Raw genomic sequence first — 17640 nt, 5'->3', positions numbered from 1 at the left:
GCGGAGACTCCGTCGTCATGACAGGACCGACCTCGCCGGGCCGCTCTGCGCCGGGATCAGGTCGGCGGGGCGACGCCGCCGCAGCGGGTGCAGCACCCGCTTCGCCGTGAGCCGCCAGGACGTGTCGTCCTCGCCGATGTGGATCCGGGGCAGGGCGTACGTGCCGGACAGCGGGCCCGGGTCGATCGCGCAGCCGTACGCGTAGCCCGCCTTGCGGACCGCCCGTACGACCCGGGTGTCGACCGTGCCGTACGGGTAGCAGAAGCCGTTCACCGGGTCGCCGGTGATCTCCTCGATCAGTTCGCGGCTGTGCCGCGTCTCGGCGGTCAGGGTGGCGTCGTCGGCGTCCACGAGCGACACGTGGTGCAGGCCGTGCGAGCCGATCTCCATGCCCGCCGCGGCGGCCCGGCGGATGCCGTCCTCGTCGAGCAGCGGCCTGCGCGGGCCTTCCGCGTCCCAGGCGTTGTCACCGCCGAGCCGCCCGGCCAGCACGTACACGGTCGCCGTGAAGCCGTGCCGGCGCAGCAGCGGCACCGCCGACTCCAGGAAGTCCGCGTAGCCGTCGTCGAAGGTCAGTCCGACCAGGCCGCGTTCCCGGCCCGCGGCGGTCGCCGCGAGCAGCTCCCGCACGGACACGCCGCGCAGGCCGCGGTCGCCCAGCCAGTGCAGCTGGCGGGCGAAGCGCACGGGGGAGACGGTCACCTGGTACGGGTCAGCGGGGGTCTCCGCGATCGAGTGGTACATCGCCACCCACAGGGGAGGCTTCGGCAGCAGACGACGCAGCACGGCGGGGGCGGGCATGGGGGGTCCTTCGGCGGGGGGAGCGGGGCAGGGGCGGGATCTCGGGCGCCTTGGCGGCGCACGCGACGAAGAGCAGGAAGACACCGACGACGACCAGGGCCGCGACGGTGAGGGAGAGCACGGGCGGGCCGATCAGGACCGAGCTCAGCCAGCCGGCGCCGGTGGCCCAGGCGCCGGCCGTCGCCAGCCGCAGCAGGCCCTCGCCGAGCCGGCGGAAGTCGACGGGCACGGACTGGCGGTGGGCGCCGCGCAGCAGCATCACGGCCGTGAGGGTGATGCCGAGGGCGTTGGCGCCCGCGATGCCCGCCGCGCCCCAGAGCCGGGCGGCGGCCGCGCCGGTCACGGCCGTCGCGGCGAGGCCGGCGGCCATCGCGAGGGCCGGGTACCAGAGAGGGCGGGCGGCGGAGAAGTAGCAGCGGACCAGGGCGCCCACGACCGTCTGGCCGAGCAGCCCGAGCGCGTACACCCGCATCACGGCCGCCGTCGTCGCGGTGTCGCCGGCGTCGAACGCGCCGCGCTGGAAGAGGAGTTCGACGATCTGCGGGGCGGCGGCGATCACCGTCGACGCGCCGACGAGGACGACGACGGCGGCGAGCAGCAGATCCCGCTCGACCCGTCGGCGGGCCGCCTCCTTGTCGCCGGAGGCGAGCGCGCGGGCGACGACGGGGAAGCTGACCGTGCACAGCATCAGCGAGAGGATCATCGGCATCTGCGCGACCTTCTGCGCGTAGTTCAGATGCGAGATGGCGCCCGCCGGGAGCGGCGAGGCGAGGAAGCGTTCGATCAGGATCTGCGACTGGCGGGTCAGCGCGAAGACGACGACCGGGGCGATCATCCCGAGCACGAGGAGCCGACCGTCACCGGACGGCAACGGCTTCGGCTCCTCCTTGGGCACGGGCCGGGTCCGCAGCTCCCGCAGCAGCGACGGCGCCTGGACGAGCACCATCAGGACGCCGCCGACCGCGACCCCGGCGGCGGCCGAACGGACGCCGAGCGGCTCGCGCAGCAGCAGGGTGGTGCCGATGATGCCGACGTTGTACGCGACGTAGATCGCGGCCGGCGGCAGGAACGAGCCGTGGGCGCGCAGCGCCGCCGAGCAGTAGCCGGCCAGGGCGAAGGACAGCACGCAGGTGGCCGTGAGCCGGGTGCAGTCCACCGCGAGCTGCGGGTCGGGCAGGCCCGGGGCGAGCGTGGCGACCAGGAGCGGGGCGAGGACGACGAGGAGGGCGGAGACGGCGGCGACGGCGAGGACGATGCGGGGCAGGGTGGTGCGTACGAGGGTGCGGACCGGGTCGCCGAAGAGCATGCCGGCGCGGCGGGCGAGCGCCCGCGAGAACGCCGGCACCAGGATCAGCGCCATCGCGTCCTCGATGAGCAGCGTCGAGGCGAACTCCGGGACGGTCCAGGCCACGAGGAAGGCGTCGGTCTCGGCGCCCGCGCCGAAGTACCCGGCCAGGATCTGGTCCCTGACCAGGCCCAGCACCGCGCCGACGGCGGTCAGCGCGGCGGTGACGGCCGCGGCCCGCAGCAGGAACCGGCCCGACGGCGACCACTTCGGCCGGGGCCGGACGTGCCGGGCGCGGCGGGCGTGCCGGGCCGGCCCGGGTGCGAGCGGCTGCGCGCCGTGGCCGAGGGGCCGGCCGCCGAGCAGCGGCGGGCGGGCGGCCTCGTCCGGCACGGAGTGCCCGGTGATGGGCCGGGCGCCGAGCAGGACGGGCGGCCGGTGCCGCACGACCCGGGTCCCCGGGGACCGCCGGCCGGTACCCGGGTGCGCGGGCGACTCGCACCGCCCGTCGGTCGGCACCGCCGCACCCCACGGATCCGCGCCGCCGACGCCCCGGGGTGCGCGGACGACGTCCCCGGGCTGCGCCGCCCCGGCCGCGGCCACCCCGTACACGGGCAGCCCGCACAACGCGTCGGCCACACTCCCCGCCGCCCACGGATCACCGCCCCGCACCTCACCGACCCGCACCACGGAGGCCGCCTGACGCGACGGCAGGTCGCACAGCGGGTCCCCGGCGCCGAACTCGTCCCACGGGTCGCCGGTCACGCCACCGGCGTTCGCCTCTCCGGCCGAGGCCCCGGCTCCGGCTGCGGGCGGCGCTTGTCGCGAGGGCGGATCACCGAGCGGGTCCCGTCCGCCGAACGGGTCCCACGGGTCGCCGGTCACCCCACCGGCGTTCGCCTCTCCGGCCGAGGCCCCGGCCCCGGCCCCGGCTCCCGCCCCTGCCGGCGTCTCGCGCGACGGCAGGTCGCACAGCGGATCACCGGGACCGCGTTCCTCCCACGGATCCGGTCCCTCCGTCGGCCCGGCCTCCCAGGGCCCCCGTCCGTCACCCACCGCTCCGCCCCCCTCGCCCCTGCCGCGCGCATCCGGCGCGCGCATCCCGTCGGCGTCCCCGGCGAAGCCGGGCCGCTCCGGCCCGTCGCCGGGCTCCGCGCCCGCCGCCGACGTGCCGCCGACCGGTCCGCGCGCCGCCCTCGCGGCATCCGCCGCTCCCCGCGCCTCCCGGCCGTGCGCCGGGGCCGAAGCGTCCGTGGGGTCCTGGGGTGTGCCCCAGGGGTCACGCACGGGACACCTCCGTCAGGGACCACCAGGCCGCCAGGCCGAAGACGACGGACATCAGGACCGTCGAGGGGCCGCCGATGTCCGCGTAGAAGAAGTCGATGAGCTGCCAGGACAGCAGGCCCACCGCGACCAGGGCGCAGTCCGGGCCGAGACGGCGGCGGCGCAGGGCCGCCACCAGGAGGGCGACCCAGCCGCCCGCGAGGGCCAGCAGGCCGATGAGGCCCTGCTCGCTGAGGATCAGCAGGTACATGTTGTGCGGGGACAGCAGCGGCTGCCGCGCGAAGGCCGCGCCCGCGCCCGCCGTGTCGCTGCCGGAGGACAGCGCCAGCGAGGCGTTCGAGTCGCGGTACGCGGGGAAGCCCTTGAGGCCCACGCCCGTCAGCGGCTCGCCGCTCCACATCCGGCCGGCCGCCGCCCACATCGTGTACCGGTCCGTGACCGACTGGTCGGGCGCGGCCGTGACCTGGGTGATGCTGCCGACCCGCTCCTTCACCATGTCGCCGCCGACGCCGAACCCGCCCACCAGGACCACCCCGAGCGCCGCCGCGGCCAGCGTGACCCGGGCCGCACGCCGCAGACCCGCGAGCACCAGCTGGATGCCGCAGGCCAGGACGGTCGCGATCCACGCGCCGCGGCTGAAGGACAGCACCAGGGGGAGGAAGAGCAGGCCCGCGCAGACCAGCGCCGCCGTGCGGGCCCGGCCCGCGCGGCCGCCCAGCGCCAGGCCGGTCGCGACGACCACGCCGTACGAGACGACGGTGGCCATGCCCATGACGTCGGTGGCGCCGAAGGTGCCGACCGCCCGGATGTCCTCGCCCTGGTACGAGGCGCCGGTGCCGGTCAGGTACTGCACCACGCCCACTCCGCCCTCGATCAGCGCGAGGCCCACCAGCGCCCAGGCGACGACGGCGAAGTCGCGCCGGTCGCGGATCATCAGGAGGACGGCCGCCGGGACGAGCACGAAGATCTGCAGGTAGCGGGCGACGCCCGGCAGGCTGGCGCCCGGGTCGTGCGAGGTGATCGCGGCCAGGCAGACCCCGAACACGGGCAGGCCGAACACCACGGCCGCCAGCCGGCTCAGCGGCCTGGCCCCGCTCCGCATCACCCGCACCAGGCAGACCAGCACCAGCAGACCCGACGCGGCGTCGGCGATCGTGCCCGAGCCGCCGGTCCCGCCCTGCGAGCCGCCACCGCCGCCCGGCACGAGCAGCAGGGCGATCACCGCGAGCACCGGGGACAGCGCCCCGGCGCGGCGCGCCCACTCCCGGACGTCCCGACGCTCCCGTACGTCCCCACCGGTGCTCCACCCGGTGCCGTCGCCGGTCGCCGGCCCCGGCACGACCGTTCCCGTCGCCGTGGTCATCGTCAGCTTCCCGTCGGTCGCACGAGCCCGGCCGCCGTGCGCAGCAGGATGCACACGTCCTGCCAGAGCGACCAGTGGTCGATGTAGTGGTTGTCGAAGCGGCAGCGGTCCTCGATCGAGGTGTCGCCGCGCAGCCCGTGCACCTGGGCGAGTCCGGTGAGGCCCACCGGCATCCGGTGCCGCGCCGCGTAACCGGCGTGGACCCGGCTGAACTGGGCGACGAAGTAGGGACGTTCCGGCCGCGGCCCGACCAGGCTCATGTCGCCGCGCAGGACGTTCCACAGCTGCGGCAGCTCGTCGAGCGAGGTCTTCCGCAGGAAGTGCCCGGCCGCGCTCATCCGGTGGTCGTCGGCGACGCTCCACCGGGTCGCCGACTCCGTCTCGTCGGCCGGCTTGAGCGTACGGAACTTCAGCAGCGTGAACAGGCGGCCGTGCTGGCCCACCCGCTCCTGGCGGAACAGCACCCCGGGCCCGTCCGCGATCCGCACCGCCAGCGCGCACAGCAGCAGCACCGGCAGCGTCAGCGCGAGCGCCGGTGCGGCGAGCGCCACGTCGAGGACCCGCTTCGCGGTGAGCCCGCGCCGCGCGCCGGCCGGGACCAGCCGGCGGCAGCCGTAACCCCACAGGTGGTCGGCCATCGGCTCGCCGGACGGCTCGCCGCCGACCCGCCAGGTGGTGCAGCCGTACTGCTGGAACAGCGTCACCAGGCCCTCGTCCTCGGTGAGCAGGACCGCGTCGCGGACCGTGTTCTGGATGACCGCCCGATGGATCTCCTCGGCGGTCGTCAGCACCGGCAGCCCGCGCTCGCCGTCCCGGCCCCGATCGCCGTCCGGCCGCGGCCCGACGATCCCGACCGGGCGGATGCCGTACTCCGGGTGCTGGCCGAGCGCCGCGGCGAACCGCCGCGCCGGGCCCGGCGCGCCCACCACCAGCGCCGACCGCGGATGCGCCCGGGCCGCACGCCGCCGGCGCCCGTGCACGAAACCGCGCAGCACGACCACGGCCACGACGTGCGTCGCGTACCCGGCGGCCAGCCGCAGCGGTCCGATCGCGAGCTCCGGGGCGGACGCGGCGACCAGCGCGGCCGTCACGCTCCAGGCCACACCGGCGCGGGCGGCGAGCGCCGGCACCTCGTCCAGGACCCCGACGGGCACGGCCGACGGCCGGTGCAGCCCGGCCCGGCCGTCGAGCAGCACGACGAGACCGGCGACCAGCAGCGCGAACTCCCAGCGCCGGTGCGCCGCGGTCTGCACGGCGGTCGCGAGCAGGACGGCGAACACGTCGGCCGTGACCAGCGGCACGGCGGCGAACCGGGTCCTGGCCGGTCGGCGGGCCGGCAGCGCGAGCCGTCCCGAACCCGCGCGCGGCGACGCGAGGGAGGTGAGGCCGGCGAACTGGCCGGCCGAGGGCCAGGGACCGGACGAAGGAGGAATGCTGGTGCTTTCGGTAGTCACTGTGCGATCGGCTCTCTGTGCTCCGTGCACCGCACTCCGGCCAGTTCGCGGTAGAGCTCCGCGACGGCCGCGCCGGTGCGCCGCACATCGAATCTGCTGAGTACGTGCTCGCGGGCCTCCCGGCCCAGCGAGTGCCGCAGCCCGGGCGCGCCCAGAAGGCGGCCGAGCGCGGCGGCGAGCGCCGCCGGGTCCCCGGGCGGGACCAGGCACAGCGCCTCGTGACCGGGCGGCAGGCTCTCCCGCGCCCCGTCCACGTCGCCGACGACCACCGGCCGGCCGCAGGCCATGGCCTCCAGCGGCGCGAGCGCCATGCCCTCCCAGCGGGACGGCAGGACGACCAGGTCGGCGGCCCGGTACCAGGGCGCGGGATCGGCGACGGCCCCGGCGAACCGCACCGAGGGCCACGGCCCGGCGGCGGCCCGCAGCCGCTCCGCGTCCGGGCCGTCGCCGACGAGCACGAGACGGGCGTCCGGCACCTCGGCGAGCACCGCGGGCCAGGCGTCGAGCAGCACGTCCTGGCCCTTCTGCCGGCACAGCCTGCCCACGCACACGACGAGCGGCCCGCCGGTCGCGCCGGCGGGCCCCGGGCCGGGAGCGGCCGAACCGCCCTCGGGCGTGAAACGGGTGGCGTCCACACCGTTGTGGATCACCGACCAGGCGGCGCGCACCCCGGCGTTCTCGCCGGTACGGCGCTCGGCGTCGCTGACGCACAGCACCCGGTCGGTCCAGCGGGCCGCCCAGCGCTCCCAGCGCCGGGCGAGCGCCGCGGTCGTGCCCTCGACGGCCTCGAAGGACCACGCGTGTGGCTGATACACCGTCGGAAGCCGGCCGCGCAGGGCGAGTCGGGCGCACAGGCCCGCCTTGGCGCTGTGCGCGTGGACCAGGGCGGGCCGCACGGTACGGAGCAGCCGGGCCAGCTCGCGGGTCTCCCCGGCCAGCCGCGGGCCGAGCTCGCGTCCGGCCCGCCAGTCGTACGCGTCGGCGCCCTCCGCCCGTACGGCGGCGGCGAGTTCGGTGCCGGGCGGGCAGGCCACGGCCACCCGCAGGCCCGCGGCGAGCTGGCCGCGGACCAGGTCGGTGACGACCCTGGCCACCCCTCCGTCACCGGGCTGCACGGCGTGCAGCACGTCCGGCCGCGGTTCAGTCCCGGTCGTCCGCGAGGACGCGGCGGCTCGGTTCGAGGTCGGCCTGGAGGAAGAGCGCGCCGAGCCAGACGGCGTCCTCCGGGCTCCCGAGGCGGATGTGGAAACGATCGGCCCCATGGCGCAGCGCCCCCCGCAGATCGAAGACGTCGGAGTCGTACCCCAGGGTGTTCTGATGAGCGGGCAGTCGTTCCATCCGACTTGTTCCCGGTTCCGTGATGCTGGAGTTCATCACGTCGTCCGCGGAATTCGCGGCATCGGAGAGCACGCTGCGCCTGACGTCCCTGGCCAGGCCGGTCTCCACCGTCAGCCGGTCCCCGGACGTCCCCCGGTCGCCGTCGTAGCCGACGATGCCGAGCCGGCCGCCGGCGCCGCGCGGAACGCGGTCCTTGCCCAGCGAGAGCCGGACCGAGAGCTCCCGGTTCTTCGGACCGAGCGCCTCGAAGCCGTCCCACACGGTGACCCTGCGCAGCGGCTCGTCGGCCTTCTCGTACGCCGCGACCAGCGTCCAGCCGCCCCAGCCGCCGACAGCGGAACGGCCCATGGCGACGTTCACCTGGGCGACCGTCCACAGGCCCGGCCGGGCCGAACGGACCAGCTCGGTGACGTCCGCGGAGGCCTGGAAGGCGTCGGCGCCGTCGGCGGTGCGGTGGCCGATCGTGGTGTCGGCGAGGACCGCCTTGTACTGGCCGCCGGGCTCGGCGATCAGCACCCGCCCGTTGTCCTCGGGCGGCTTCTGCTCGCCCACGCGCAGGTTCCCGCCCCAGTACAGACGGGCCCAGGCGACCCGGGCCCCGGCGGGCACGCGCAGTTCGGCGCGGCTGGAGTTGTAGGTGTTGGCATCGCTGTCGACGTCGACGTACGCGATGGTGGCGCCGTCGTTGGCGCCCTTGGTGTTCCCGGCGCCCTTGGCGCCGGTCGCCGAGGTGTTGGCGGCCCGCACGACCCCACCGTGCAGGGTCGCCTCGTACCGGGGTGCGAAGGGGAGTCGGGCGGCTTCCTTTGGCTGGGGCGCGACGGGCCGTGGCGCGGTCGCGGGCGCGACGGCGGAAGCGGCCGGGAGCGCGGCGGAAAGCGCCGCGCACGACATGGCACACACCAGACCCCGACGGACGGCGTGAACCGCTGAATTCCGCATACAGGTTCTCCGCTTTGATGAGAGAAGGAAGGGAAGACCCGTGAAGACCGGGGGAGGGGAGGGAGATGTCGGCCGCGCGAAATGGATGAACGCGCGACGGGGCCGGAAGCAACGTTCGGGAACGTTATAACCCCCGCGACGGGCGATAGTAAGCATGAGATGCTCACAAACGCTAACTTCCGTATCCAAACGGCACGTTCCTCGTTGAGCGTGTTGCGCCTTTCTGGGTTCCGTCACTCGAATGACGCTCCTATGGCCCAAAGATCGGTTGAACGTCACCCGTTCGGGAGAGCAACCGATGAAATCCAGCGGCGTTGTTGAAGCAGCCGGGCAAAAACGTCCGCGCCGTCCGAGTTGAAAATCGATCGAGGAGCCGTTCTCCATGTCCCGTATCGCCAAGGCTGTCGCTCTGTCCGTCGGTGCTGCCGCGTCCGTCGCCGGTGCCGCCGGTGTCGCCGCCGCCGACGCCGGCGCCCACGGCGCGGCCGTCCACTCCCCCGGCGTGCTGTCCGGCAACGTCGTGCAGGTCCCGGTCCACGTCCCGGTCAACGTCTGCGGCAACACCGTCAGCGTCATCGGCGCGCTGAACCCGGCCTTCGGCAACACCTGCGTCAACGCCTGATCTCGCACGCCGGATCGTGGTCCTTCCGAGGCCGGCGCGCCGCCCCTTCCGGGGTCGGCGCGCCGGCCTTCGCCGTCTGCTCACCGAGTGATGACTCGTTCGGGCGCACCCCCGTGCGCCGCCCGGTGCAACGGCGTACGCCTCTCGGAGGAGCAGGTCAGAGGGGTGGATTCACCCGAACGGAGGCATGGCGCTGCGTAGTTCTGCGATTGCGCAGCGCTATACCCGCAGGCACGGTGGCAGAGCTGTTGTCCGACGCATAGGAAAAAGGAACACACATGCGTCCCCTCGCTTCACGCCGCTTCACCGCCCTGGCGATATCCGCCGCCATCGCCCTCGGTACGGCGGCACCCGCCTTCGCCGACGAAGTCCGTCCCTCCCGCCCGGCGGCCCCGGCCGGCGACCTGGCGGACGGCAGGGCGGCCGTCCCCGACGCCGCCGCCCTCCTGGAGCGGGCGAAGGCGGCGGCGCCCGCCGACGGGGTCTCCGACGCACTCGCGTCGATCGAGAAGGCGGTCGCCGACCTGCTCGCCGGCCTCACCGCCGGCAATGTCGGCGGTGTCCTCCCGCAGGTCACCACGACCGTGACGTCGCTGGTCAACCTGGCCCTGGCAAGTGTGCTCGGCACCGGTCTGCCGACCCCGAGCCTGCCGGCCCTTCCGGCCCTGCCCGGCCTCCCGACGGGCACCCTCCCCGGCCTGCCGGGCCTCCCGACCGGCACCGTGCCGACCCTGCCCGACCTGCCCGGCCTCCCGGCCGACGGCCTGCCGGTCGAGCCGCCGGTCTCGACGGACACGCTGCCGGTGTCCACGGACGGTCTGCCGGTGAAGCCTCCGGTGTCCACGGACGGTCTGCCGGTGAAGCCTCCGGTGTCCACGGACGGTCTGCCGGTGAAGCCTCCGGTGTCCACGGACGTCCTGCCGGTGAAGCCTCCGGTGTCCACGGACGGTCTGCCGGTGAAGCCTCCGGTCTCGACGGACGTCCTGCCGGTGAAGCCGCCGTCGCTGCCGGTGCGCTAGCCGGTCACCGGGAGGGAACGTCCGCCCTCACCCCGCGCCCGCCCAGGGACTCCCCGGGCGGGCGCGGGCGCGTTCCCGTGCGCCGTGGTGCGCCTCCCCGCGCATTCGATCGGGAAATCGCACCGGGTCCATTCCTTCGGGTGCAGTGTCGAGAAAAGCCGGGTCCCGGAGTTTCCGGGCGGCGGACGTCTCGTTACCCACGGTGGAACGACGTACGGGAATCGCTCAAGAGACCTGTACGGCAAGCGACTTGAAACAGATGGAAGGACTCTCTTCATGAAGCCCACCAAGGTTGCCGCGGCCGTCGCCGGTTCTGTGATGGCCCTGGGCGTCGCCGCGCCCGCGATGGCCGCAGGGTCGATGGTGCCCACCAGCCTGGACGGTGGACTCGGTTCGCTCACGAGCGGCGGGCTGACGACGGACGCCCTCAGCAGCACCACGGACGGTTCGCCCGTGCAGACCGTCACGGAGACCGCGAGCCAGCTGAACCAGGCGAGCCAGGGCGGCTCCAAGCTGCTCGGCGGTCTGCCGCTGGGTGCGAACGGGCTGGGCGGCTGACGGTTCATCAATCCCGCTCGTGGTGAACGGCCCTGGCGACCCCGCCAGGGCCACACCTTTGCCTCCCCATGACGTCCGATTGAATGATTTTCGGATTGTGTGCCGTGTCGCCGTGACTCTCCACCCGGTCCACGTCCCTACGCTCGCGCCATTCCCACGCACTCGGACGGCGTGGAACACGGGCCGGACGGAGCGAGGGGGGATCCTCGCCGGTTCTCCTGTCCCAGAGGAAGAGCGGTATGCGATCCATCATCAGTAGGAAAATCCTCACCACCGCCGCGGCGACGGGCATCCTGTCGCTCACCGGCGGATTCGCCTTGAGCGCGAACTCCATGGCAGCCACGGGGGACGCGCCCGGGAAGGAAACCGGGCAGCACTTGCGGCTCCCCGGGCCCGGCAAGGTCTGCGGGGGCCACGCGGCACTGGGCGAGTTCGCCGCGGCCGTCGCCGACATCTGCCACGAGGCGGTGAAGTCCGCCGGCGTCGGCGGAGGCGACGACGGGCCCGACGGCTACGGAGACCCCGACGGTTACGGCGACGACGAGGGCGGCAACCCGCCGACGCACCCGCCCACGCACCCGCCGACGCATCCGCCGACGCATCCGCCGACCAACCCGCCGACGCATCCGCCGACGCACCCGCCCACGAACCCGCCGACGCACCCGCCGACCAACCCGCCGACGCATCCGCCGACCAACCCGCCGACGCACCCGCCGACCACCCCGCCGACGCATCCGCCGACGCATCCGCCCACGAACCCGCCGACCACCCCGCCGACGCATCCGCCGACCAACCCGCCGACGCATCCGCCTACGCACCCCCCGACCAACCCGCCCACGCACCCTCCCACCACCCCGCCCGGTGAATGTGAGGAAGGCGAGAACGGTCCCGACTGCACGCCGCCGACCACTCCGCCCGGTGAGTGCGAAGAGGGTGAGAACGGTCCCGACTGCACGCCGCCGACCACCCCGCCCGGTGAGTGCGAGGAAGGCGAGAACGGTCCCGACTGCGGTGAGCACCCGCAGCTGCCCGACACCGGCAGTGACTCCGCCACCGTCATGGGCGCCGCCGGCATCAGCGCCGCGCTCCTGATCGGCGGCACGCTGATGTACCTGCGCGGCGGGCGACTGGTGCGCGGCCGCCACTGACGGCAGCGCCGCCGCACGCGAGCCCGTCGCCCCAGCGCCGTCGGCGCGTCAACCGAGGCCCCCACCCTCACCGGTGGGGGCCTCGTGTTGCTGCACTCAGGGGAATCCCGTCACGTAACCGCCCCGCAACTCGTTTGCAGGACATGAATCTGCGATCTCACGCCGGTCTGGGACTCCTCGCCGCCGCCATCGCCTCGGCGGCCCTGGCCTCCCCGGCCGCTGCCGACGCCCCCGTGGTGGTTCCGCTGCAGGGCCTCGACCCCGTGCTCCCGATGGACGCCCCGACGGTCGCCTCCGGCGTCCCCACGCCGATCCCCGGCGCGCCCACCGGTTTCCACGAGGGCGTCGGCGCGCTGCCGGACCTCACCCTGCCCCGCATCCCGCTCGAGAGCACCCTCAGCGAGACCGACATCGCGGCCCCGCTGCCGGAGGTGCTGCGGGGCAGCGAGCCCGGCACGGCCGAAGTCACCAGCCCGCGTTCCGACATGAAGGCCGTCACTCCCGGCGCCACCGTCGGGACCCTGCTGCACGCGCCGAACGGGAACGGGCTCGGCCTGCCGGGGGTCGGTGTCCCGGAGGTCGGTGTCCTCACTCCGGCGCTCAACGGCGCCCTGGACCCGCAGCTCGGCCTCGCCCCCTGACCCTCCCGACCGCACGGCCTGCGACACGCCGGCCATCGGGTCACCGGGTTCACCGGGTTCACCGGTTCCCCGGGCGACCGGTCCTCCGGCCTCCGGCTCCCGCCCTCCGGTGGTTCTGGTGCGCGAGCTTCGGTCCGGCGGGGTGAAGACACGATTCTTCCCGCCACCCGACGGGGTTCCGCTCGTTGCAACAGAAGGCTTGTCGCATGGCCGCGGCCCGCGGTTCACGGTCCGCTCCGTCGTATCCGACGGCGGGTGGACGGATGATCCGCGGGCCATCTCCTCCGATACCTCTTTTCGAAACGTCCGGCTGTTCCCTCGCGGACTCTTCCGATTCTGCGTTTTTCCTCGTTCTTCCCCGCCTCATTCGGCGCAAAGCCCGTGACCCGTGCGCGCCTGCGCCGTTGAAGGACACGTGTGGCCGTGATACTCGCGGTCGCTTTCCCCGTTCAAGGAGTTCCTGATGTCTCGCATCGCGAAGGCTGCCGCCGTTCTCGCCGGCACCGGTGCCGTTGCCCTCAGCGGGGCCGGCATGGCCGTCGCCGACTCGGGCGCCGAGGCCGTCGCCGCCCACTCGCCCGGTGTCGGCTCCGGCAACGTCGTGCAGGTCCCGGTCCACGTGCCGATCAACCTCTGCGGCAACACCGTCAACGTCATCGGCCTGATCAACCCGGCCTTCGGCAACCAGTGCGCGAACGTCGACGGCGGCCACGACGACGGCGGCCACGACGACGGCGGCTACGGCGGCTGACCTCCGCCCTCCCGCAGCACGACACTCCGGCGTCCCTCCGGCCCGCACCTCGGGCCGGGGGGACGCCGTCGTACGGGGGACGCCGTCGTACGGGGGACGCCGTCGTACGGGGGACGCCGTCGTACGGGGGGCGCCGTCGTTCGAGGCGCCCCCCCCGGAGGCATCCGCGGGTCAGGCGTAGCGGTAGACGGCGCTGTGGTCCATCAGCTCCGCCGGTGTGACGTTCCACGGGCTCATCCGCTCGTGCAGCGCGGCGACCTTGCGGTACTGCGGGTCGCCCAGCGGCGGCGGGTCCTTCGGGAGGTAGCCGGCGGACGGGTTGCGGGCCTGCCAGCGCGACCAGAGGAGGTCGACGTAGGCGTGGTGCAGCCAGAAGACCGGGTCGTTCACCGAGCCGCCGCCCAGCATCATCCCGCCGACCCAGCGGTGCACCCGGTTGTGCAGCCGGAAGCGCTCGTTGCCCTGGCCCTGCGCCCAGCCCTCCAGGCGGTTGCGGAATCCGGACCGGCTGGTGGAGTTCCACGGCGCCGTGTCGTACGTCCGTTCGGTCATCGCCTCGTCGACGTCCGCGGCGGTCGGCAGCGTGATCGGATCGCGCGGGCGGCCGAAGTCCCGGCTCAGGAAGGCCTGTTCGGTCATGCCGTGGCGTACGGTCCAGCGGCCGCCGGCGTACGCGAAGGGGCCGGTCATCACCTGGAAGTCGCCGCGGCGCCCGTTGCCGCCCATGAAGTCCTCGCTCCACAGCGAGGCCGCCGGGGTGTTGTCCCGGGTCCAGTCCCAGTACGGCACGGTCACCGACGGGTCGATCCGGCGCAGCGCCCGCTCGAACTCGAGCAGGAACCTGCGGTGCCACGGCAGGAAGCTGGGGCACATGTGGGCCACGCGCAGCTTGCCCTCGCCGTCGGCGACGTAGTGGTCGATGTGGATGCGGACGAAGTCGTCGTACTGCCCGGTCCGCTTGAGTTCGAGGACGGCGGAGACGAAGCGCTTCCGCTCGGCGCTGGTCAGATCGCGCTGGTTCTTACGTGTGTACGCCACGCGGGCTCCCTCCCGGATGGCCGCCGTGACCGGCGGCGTAGCGGCTGAGCGGGGCGGGCCCCAGCTCGTCCACGGCCGCGCGGGTGGCCGCCAGCGGCGTGGGACAGGACTCGTAGTGGTCGACCGGCGTCACCCAGCCGCCGTCGGCGCAGCGCATCAGGTGCAGCGGGCGGCCGTCGACGAGGACCACCGGCTCGCCCGAGGGGCCGCGCATGCCGCGGATGTGCCGGCCGCCGTACATCTCGTCGAAGGCCACCGGCCCGTCCGCGGACCGCTCGCCCCCCGCGAGCGGGTCCCCGGCGGACGGCGGCGCGGCGCCGATGCGGGCCAGTGCGCCGCCCGTGAAGGCGGTCACGGCCAGTGCGAAAAGGGACCGCAAGGCCACGCGGCGCGGGACGATCATGAATGATCTCCTTCGGTCGGCTTGATGCCCTATGGGCACAACGATGAAAACCCCGGTTCGTTGCGCCGGAAATGGCAGCGGAGGGATTGTCGGCCGAACGAGTGAATTCGGCGGCAGGTGGGCGGTGTTCGTCCCCTAGAGTCCCGACCCATGACCACTTCCAATGTCGTGTCCTCGGCGCACAGCGCCCATTCCATGGGAACGCTCACCGTCATCTCCTGGGCCCTCGGGCCCACCGACGACATGCCCGCCACCCCGTTCCTGATGGTGTATTCGACCGGGGACGGCGAGCACGGACCCGAGGCCGGCGCGCAGGAGCTTCGGTCGACCCTGGAGGGCATGGGCGTGCCGATCGGCGGCGACGTCGTCGACGCCGGCCAGGACCGCGGGATCGGCGCCCATCTGCTCGTCGAGGCGCAGCGGGCCGTGCTCACCCTGCCGTTCATGAACGCGCAGTGCCCGGTGACGCCGGACTGGCAGGAGGCGGCGTACGAGAACGGTCACGTCATCCTGATGATCCCGCTCCTCCCGTGGCCGGCCGCGCAGCCGGGGCAGCCGGTGACCGAGGAGGAGCTCAAGGCCTTCGTCACCAGCGAGAACGTGGTGCGGACCTCGGCCCACATCGCGGTGCCGGTGAGCCGGATCCAGGGCTGAGCGGACAGGGGGCGGCCTGATGGCGACGGTGAACACACGGGGTGGTGTGCCGGTCCAGCGGCAGCAGGACCAGGACCTTGACCAGGACCGGGAGTCCGGGCGGGCGGGCGGAGCGGGGACCGGCGCGAGCCGGGCCTTCGCCTGGATGCTGATGGTGACGGGCGCGGCCGGTGTGCTGTCCGGCTGGGTCATCACCATCGACAAGATCAAGCTGGCCGAGGACCCGGGCTTCCGGCCGGGGTGCAGCCTGAACCCGGTGGTCTCCTGCGGCAACGTCATGCTGAGCGAGCAGGCCGGCGTGTTCGGCTTCCCGAACCCGATGCTCGGGCTCGTCACGTACGCCGTCGTCGTCGCCGTGGGCGCCGGGATCCTGGCCGGCGCCCGCTACCGGGGCTGGTTCTGGCTCGGGCTGAACGCCGGGATGCTGTTCGGCGTCGGCTTCTGCACCTGGCTGATGCAGCAGTCGCTGTACGAGATCAACTCGCTGTGCCTGTGGTGCTGTCTGGCCTGGTGCGCGACGATCACCATGTTCTGGTACACCACCGCGCACAACGTGCGGCACGGGCTGCTGCCCGCGCCGGCCGCCGTGAAGGGCTTCCTTTCGGACTTCACCTTCGCGCTGCCGGTGGTGCACATCGGGATCATCGGGATGCTGATCCTGACCCGCTGGTGGGAGTTCTGGACCAGCTGACGTGAGCCCCCTCCGCTCCTGGACGAGCCGGCCGCGAGTGGCACTGACCGTGCTGCTCGCGGCCGCTCTGGTGTTCCTGCTGCCGTACGACCGGCTCGCGCCGGACGGCCGGCACCGGGGGGAACGGGCCGCGCCGGAGGCCGAGCCGGTGCCGTCGCCCGGTGTGCCGTCGGGCTTCTTCACGGGTTCCGACGAGGCCGGCGTGCGGCGGATCGCCGAGGTGGAGCAGTGGCTGGGCGGTGCGCCGCTGACCGTCGGCCACACCTACCTCCCGGGCGACCGCTGGTCGAACATCGAGGGCCATCCGGCACTGTTCGAGCCGTGGGCGCGGTGGAAGGAGGAGCGGCCGGACCGGCTGTTCGTGCTCAACGTGCCGCTGCTCGACCGCAACGAGGAGGGGCTGAGCGACGCGGAGGTGCGGGCCGGGCTGCGGCGCGGCGCGGCCGGCGCGTTCGACCGGCACTTCCGCGCGCTGGGGGAGCGGTTGGTGGAGCACCGGCTCGCGGATGCGGTCCTGGTGCTCGGCTGGGAGATGAACGGCACGACGTACGGCCATCGCTGCGGGCCGGACCCGGAGACCTGGAAGGCGTACTGGAGGCGGGTGGCCGGGGTGCTGCGGGAGGTGCCGGGGCAGCGCTTCCGGTTCGACTTCACGCCGAGCCGCGGCCTGGACGCCATCGCCTGGCCGCTCTGCTACCCGGGGGACGACGTGGTGGACATCGTCGGCATGGACGCCTACGACCAGCCGGCCGGGCTGTCCTTCGAGGAGCAGGTCAGGGAGCCGTACGGGCTGGACTTCCACGCCCGGTTCGCGGCGGAGCACGGCAAGCCGGTGTCGTTCCCGGAGTGGGGGCTGTTCCGCAACGGCGACAACCCGGCGTACGTGCGGGGGATGCTGGAGTGGTTCGCGCGACACCGGCCGGTGTACCAGACCTTCACCGACTACTGCCCGCACGGGGTGTGGTCGTGCGCCGCGAACCCGCTCTCCGGCGCGGTGGTCAGGGGCGCGCTGGGCCGGGGGAGCGGAGGGTCAGCCCGGCCTTGAGGACGTCGACGGTCCGGTCGAGCAGCGGGACGAGGTCGTCGCCCTGCCCGTGCTCGGCCCAGTGGACGGTGGCCTCGCGCAGCGCGCCGAGGACGGCGGCGGTGAAGACCCGTACCTCCAGGTCGTCGGGCGAGCGGCCGGTGCGCTCGGCGACGCCGGAGCCGAGCAGCCGGCCGGTGCGGGCGGTGGTCTCGGTGAGCCGGGCGCGGACGGCGGGGATCTCCACGATGAGCCGGGTCCGCAGCCGGGTCTCCTCGGGCTCGGCGGCCAGCGAGGCGGTGACGGCGTCGAGGACGACGGCGCGCAGCGAGTCGAGCGGGTCCTCGTCGGCGGGGCGGGCCCGCAGCCGGGCGAGCAGGAGCTCGTCCTGGTCGTCGGTGAGGAGGATGTCCTCCTTGGCCGGGAAGTAGCGGATGACGGTCGAGGGCGAGACCTCGGCGGCCGCGGCGATCTGCTCGATGGTGGCCGCCTCCCAGCCCTGCTCGGCCGCGAGCCGGTAGGTGGCCTTCCGGATCGCGGCGCGGGTCTTGAGCTTCTTGCGCTCCCGCAGGGCGGGGCGCGCGGATGTGCCGGCCATGCCCGCCATTGTGCCTGGTCAGGGCA

18 protein-coding genes are annotated in these 17640 nt (G+C 74.1%); 9 read left to right on the top strand and 9 right to left on the bottom strand.

All coding sequences use genetic code 11. From position 1 onward, the window contains the following. Nucleotides 1-15: 15 nt before the first annotated feature. The 6 genes from ESG85_RS20360 to ESG85_RS20335 all read right to left on the bottom strand — a co-directional run bounded on the left by ESG85_RS20360 (nt 16) and on the right by ESG85_RS20335 (nt 8467). Entirely contained in the window at nt 16-801 is a 786-nt protein-coding gene (locus ESG85_RS20360) for a polysaccharide deacetylase family protein (protein ID WP_128981276.1), read from the bottom strand. Then, nucleotides 713-2851: a lipid II flippase MurJ gene (locus ESG85_RS20355; RefSeq protein ID WP_246095183.1), complete on the bottom strand. Its 2139-nt coding sequence runs from the start codon at nt 2849-2851 to the stop codon at nt 713-715. Before ESG85_RS20355 ends, ESG85_RS20360 begins: the two co-directional genes overlap by 89 nt. Before the next feature lie 514 nt (nt 2852-3365). Further along, nucleotides 3366-4733 carry an O-antigen ligase family protein gene (locus ESG85_RS20350; protein ID WP_128981274.1) on the bottom strand — a complete coding sequence of 456 codons (1368 nt, stop codon included), beginning with the start codon at nt 4731-4733 and terminating at the stop codon, nt 3366-3368. A gap of 2 nt (nt 4734-4735) precedes the next feature. Continuing rightward, nucleotides 4736-6187, bottom strand: a complete 1452-nt coding sequence (locus ESG85_RS20345) for an exopolysaccharide biosynthesis polyprenyl glycosylphosphotransferase (protein ID WP_128981272.1) — start codon at nt 6185-6187, stop codon at nt 4736-4738. Continuing rightward, nucleotides 6184-7281: a glycosyltransferase gene (locus ESG85_RS20340; protein WP_374050279.1), complete on the bottom strand. Its 1098-nt coding sequence runs from the start codon at nt 7279-7281 to the stop codon at nt 6184-6186. The genes ESG85_RS20345 and ESG85_RS20340 overlap by 4 nt, the downstream gene beginning before the upstream one ends. Before the next feature lie 46 nt (nt 7282-7327). Next, entirely contained in the window at nt 7328-8467 is a 1140-nt protein-coding gene (locus ESG85_RS20335) for a DUF3344 domain-containing protein (protein WP_246095181.1), read from the bottom strand. Between the two features lie 382 nt (nt 8468-8849). Here ESG85_RS20335 and ESG85_RS20330 point away from each other — a divergent pair, with 382 nt between their 5' ends. From ESG85_RS20330 to ESG85_RS20305, 6 genes are all read left to right on the top strand, one after another. Continuing rightward, nucleotides 8850-9089, top strand: a complete 240-nt coding sequence (locus ESG85_RS20330; RefSeq protein ID WP_128981268.1) for a chaplin — start codon at nt 8850-8852, stop codon at nt 9087-9089. Nucleotides 9090-9367: 278 nt separating this feature from the next. Beyond that, nucleotides 9368-10108 carry a hypothetical protein gene (locus ESG85_RS20325; protein ID WP_128981266.1) on the top strand — a complete coding sequence of 247 codons (741 nt, stop codon included), beginning with the start codon at nt 9368-9370 and terminating at the stop codon, nt 10106-10108. Between the two features lie 276 nt (nt 10109-10384). Continuing rightward, nucleotides 10385-10666, top strand: a complete 282-nt coding sequence (locus ESG85_RS20320) for a hypothetical protein (protein WP_128981264.1) — start codon at nt 10385-10387, stop codon at nt 10664-10666. 239 nt (nt 10667-10905) lie between these two features. After that, the gene (locus ESG85_RS20315; RefSeq protein ID WP_128981262.1) at nt 10906-11814 is read left to right on the top strand and encodes an LPXTG cell wall anchor domain-containing protein; all 909 of its coding nucleotides are present in this window, start codon (nt 10906-10908) and stop codon (nt 11812-11814) included. A gap of 143 nt (nt 11815-11957) precedes the next feature. Then, nucleotides 11958-12455: a hypothetical protein gene (locus tag ESG85_RS20310; RefSeq protein WP_128981260.1), complete on the top strand. Its 498-nt coding sequence runs from the start codon at nt 11958-11960 to the stop codon at nt 12453-12455. Between the two features lie 463 nt (nt 12456-12918). Next, entirely contained in the window at nt 12919-13206 is a 288-nt protein-coding gene (locus ESG85_RS20305) for a chaplin (RefSeq protein WP_128981259.1), read from the top strand. A gap of 171 nt (nt 13207-13377) precedes the next feature. On the opposite strand, the gene ESG85_RS20300 is transcribed toward ESG85_RS20305, so the two are convergent. Then, nucleotides 13378-14244, bottom strand: a complete 867-nt coding sequence (locus ESG85_RS20300) for a tyrosinase family protein (protein ID WP_128981257.1) — start codon at nt 14242-14244, stop codon at nt 13378-13380. Beyond that, nucleotides 14228-14647 (bottom strand): tyrosinase family oxidase copper chaperone, encoded by a 420-nt coding sequence (locus tag ESG85_RS20295; protein ID WP_128981255.1) that lies wholly within the window; start codon nt 14645-14647, stop codon nt 14228-14230. The genes ESG85_RS20300 and ESG85_RS20295 overlap by 17 nt, the downstream gene beginning before the upstream one ends. Nucleotides 14648-14797: 150 nt before the next feature. Here ESG85_RS20295 and ESG85_RS20290 point away from each other — a divergent pair, with 150 nt between their 5' ends. The 3 genes from ESG85_RS20290 to ESG85_RS20280 are packed head-to-tail and all read left to right on the top strand — an operon-like array spanning nt 14798 to nt 17037. Next, nucleotides 14798-15301, top strand: a complete 504-nt coding sequence (locus ESG85_RS20290; protein WP_181019075.1) for a DUF5949 family protein — start codon at nt 14798-14800, stop codon at nt 15299-15301. 19 nt (nt 15302-15320) lie between these two features. After that, nucleotides 15321-15992 carry a vitamin K epoxide reductase family protein gene (locus tag ESG85_RS20285; RefSeq protein ID WP_128981253.1) on the top strand — a complete coding sequence of 224 codons (672 nt, stop codon included), beginning with the start codon at nt 15321-15323 and terminating at the stop codon, nt 15990-15992. Between the two features lie 37 nt (nt 15993-16029). After that, complete coding sequence (locus ESG85_RS20280; RefSeq protein WP_342781368.1) at nt 16030-17037, top strand: glycoside hydrolase family 26 protein; 1008 nt, start codon at nt 16030-16032, stop codon at nt 17035-17037. On the opposite strand, the gene ESG85_RS20275 is transcribed toward ESG85_RS20280, so the two are convergent. Next, nucleotides 16991-17614, bottom strand: a complete 624-nt coding sequence (locus tag ESG85_RS20275; protein WP_128981248.1) for an acyl-CoA-like ligand-binding transcription factor — start codon at nt 17612-17614, stop codon at nt 16991-16993. The genes ESG85_RS20280 and ESG85_RS20275 overlap by 47 nt on opposite strands. Nucleotides 17615-17640 lie beyond the last annotated feature (26 nt).

The organism is Streptomyces roseicoloratus, assembly GCF_004117935.1.
Taxonomy (GTDB): Bacteria; Actinomycetota; Actinomycetes; order Streptomycetales; family Streptomycetaceae; genus Streptomyces; species Streptomyces roseicoloratus.
Note: the sequence above shows the minus strand (reverse complement) of the source record. Positions and strands in the feature narration are given on the sequence as shown.

Coding starts and splice junctions, on each gene's coding strand:
- ESG85_RS20360 (WP_128981276.1), bottom strand. CDS start 801: ATGCCCGCCCCCGCCGTGCTGCGTCGTCTGCTGCCGAAGCCTCCCCTG.
- ESG85_RS20350 (WP_128981274.1), bottom strand. CDS start 4,733: ATGACCACGGCGACGGGAACGGTCGTGCCGGGGCCGGCGACCGGCGAC.
- ESG85_RS20335 (WP_246095181.1), bottom strand. CDS start 8,467: ATGCGGAATTCAGCGGTTCACGCCGTCCGTCGGGGTCTGGTGTGTGCC.
- ESG85_RS20330 (WP_128981268.1), top strand. CDS start 8,850: ATGTCCCGTATCGCCAAGGCTGTCGCTCTGTCCGTCGGTGCTGCCGCG.
- ESG85_RS20325 (WP_128981266.1), top strand. CDS start 9,368: ATGCGTCCCCTCGCTTCACGCCGCTTCACCGCCCTGGCGATATCCGCC.
- ESG85_RS20320 (WP_128981264.1), top strand. CDS start 10,385: ATGAAGCCCACCAAGGTTGCCGCGGCCGTCGCCGGTTCTGTGATGGCC.
- ESG85_RS20315 (WP_128981262.1), top strand. CDS start 10,906: ATGCGATCCATCATCAGTAGGAAAATCCTCACCACCGCCGCGGCGACG.
- ESG85_RS20310 (WP_128981260.1), top strand. CDS start 11,958: ATGAATCTGCGATCTCACGCCGGTCTGGGACTCCTCGCCGCCGCCATC.
- ESG85_RS20305 (WP_128981259.1), top strand. CDS start 12,919: ATGTCTCGCATCGCGAAGGCTGCCGCCGTTCTCGCCGGCACCGGTGCC.
- ESG85_RS20295 (WP_128981255.1), bottom strand. CDS start 14,647: ATGATCGTCCCGCGCCGCGTGGCCTTGCGGTCCCTTTTCGCACTGGCC.
- ESG85_RS20290 (WP_181019075.1), top strand. CDS start 14,798: ATGACCACTTCCAATGTCGTGTCCTCGGCGCACAGCGCCCATTCCATG.
- ESG85_RS20285 (WP_128981253.1), top strand. CDS start 15,321: ATGGCGACGGTGAACACACGGGGTGGTGTGCCGGTCCAGCGGCAGCAG.
- ESG85_RS20275 (WP_128981248.1), bottom strand. CDS start 17,614: ATGGCCGGCACATCCGCGCGCCCCGCCCTGCGGGAGCGCAAGAAGCTC.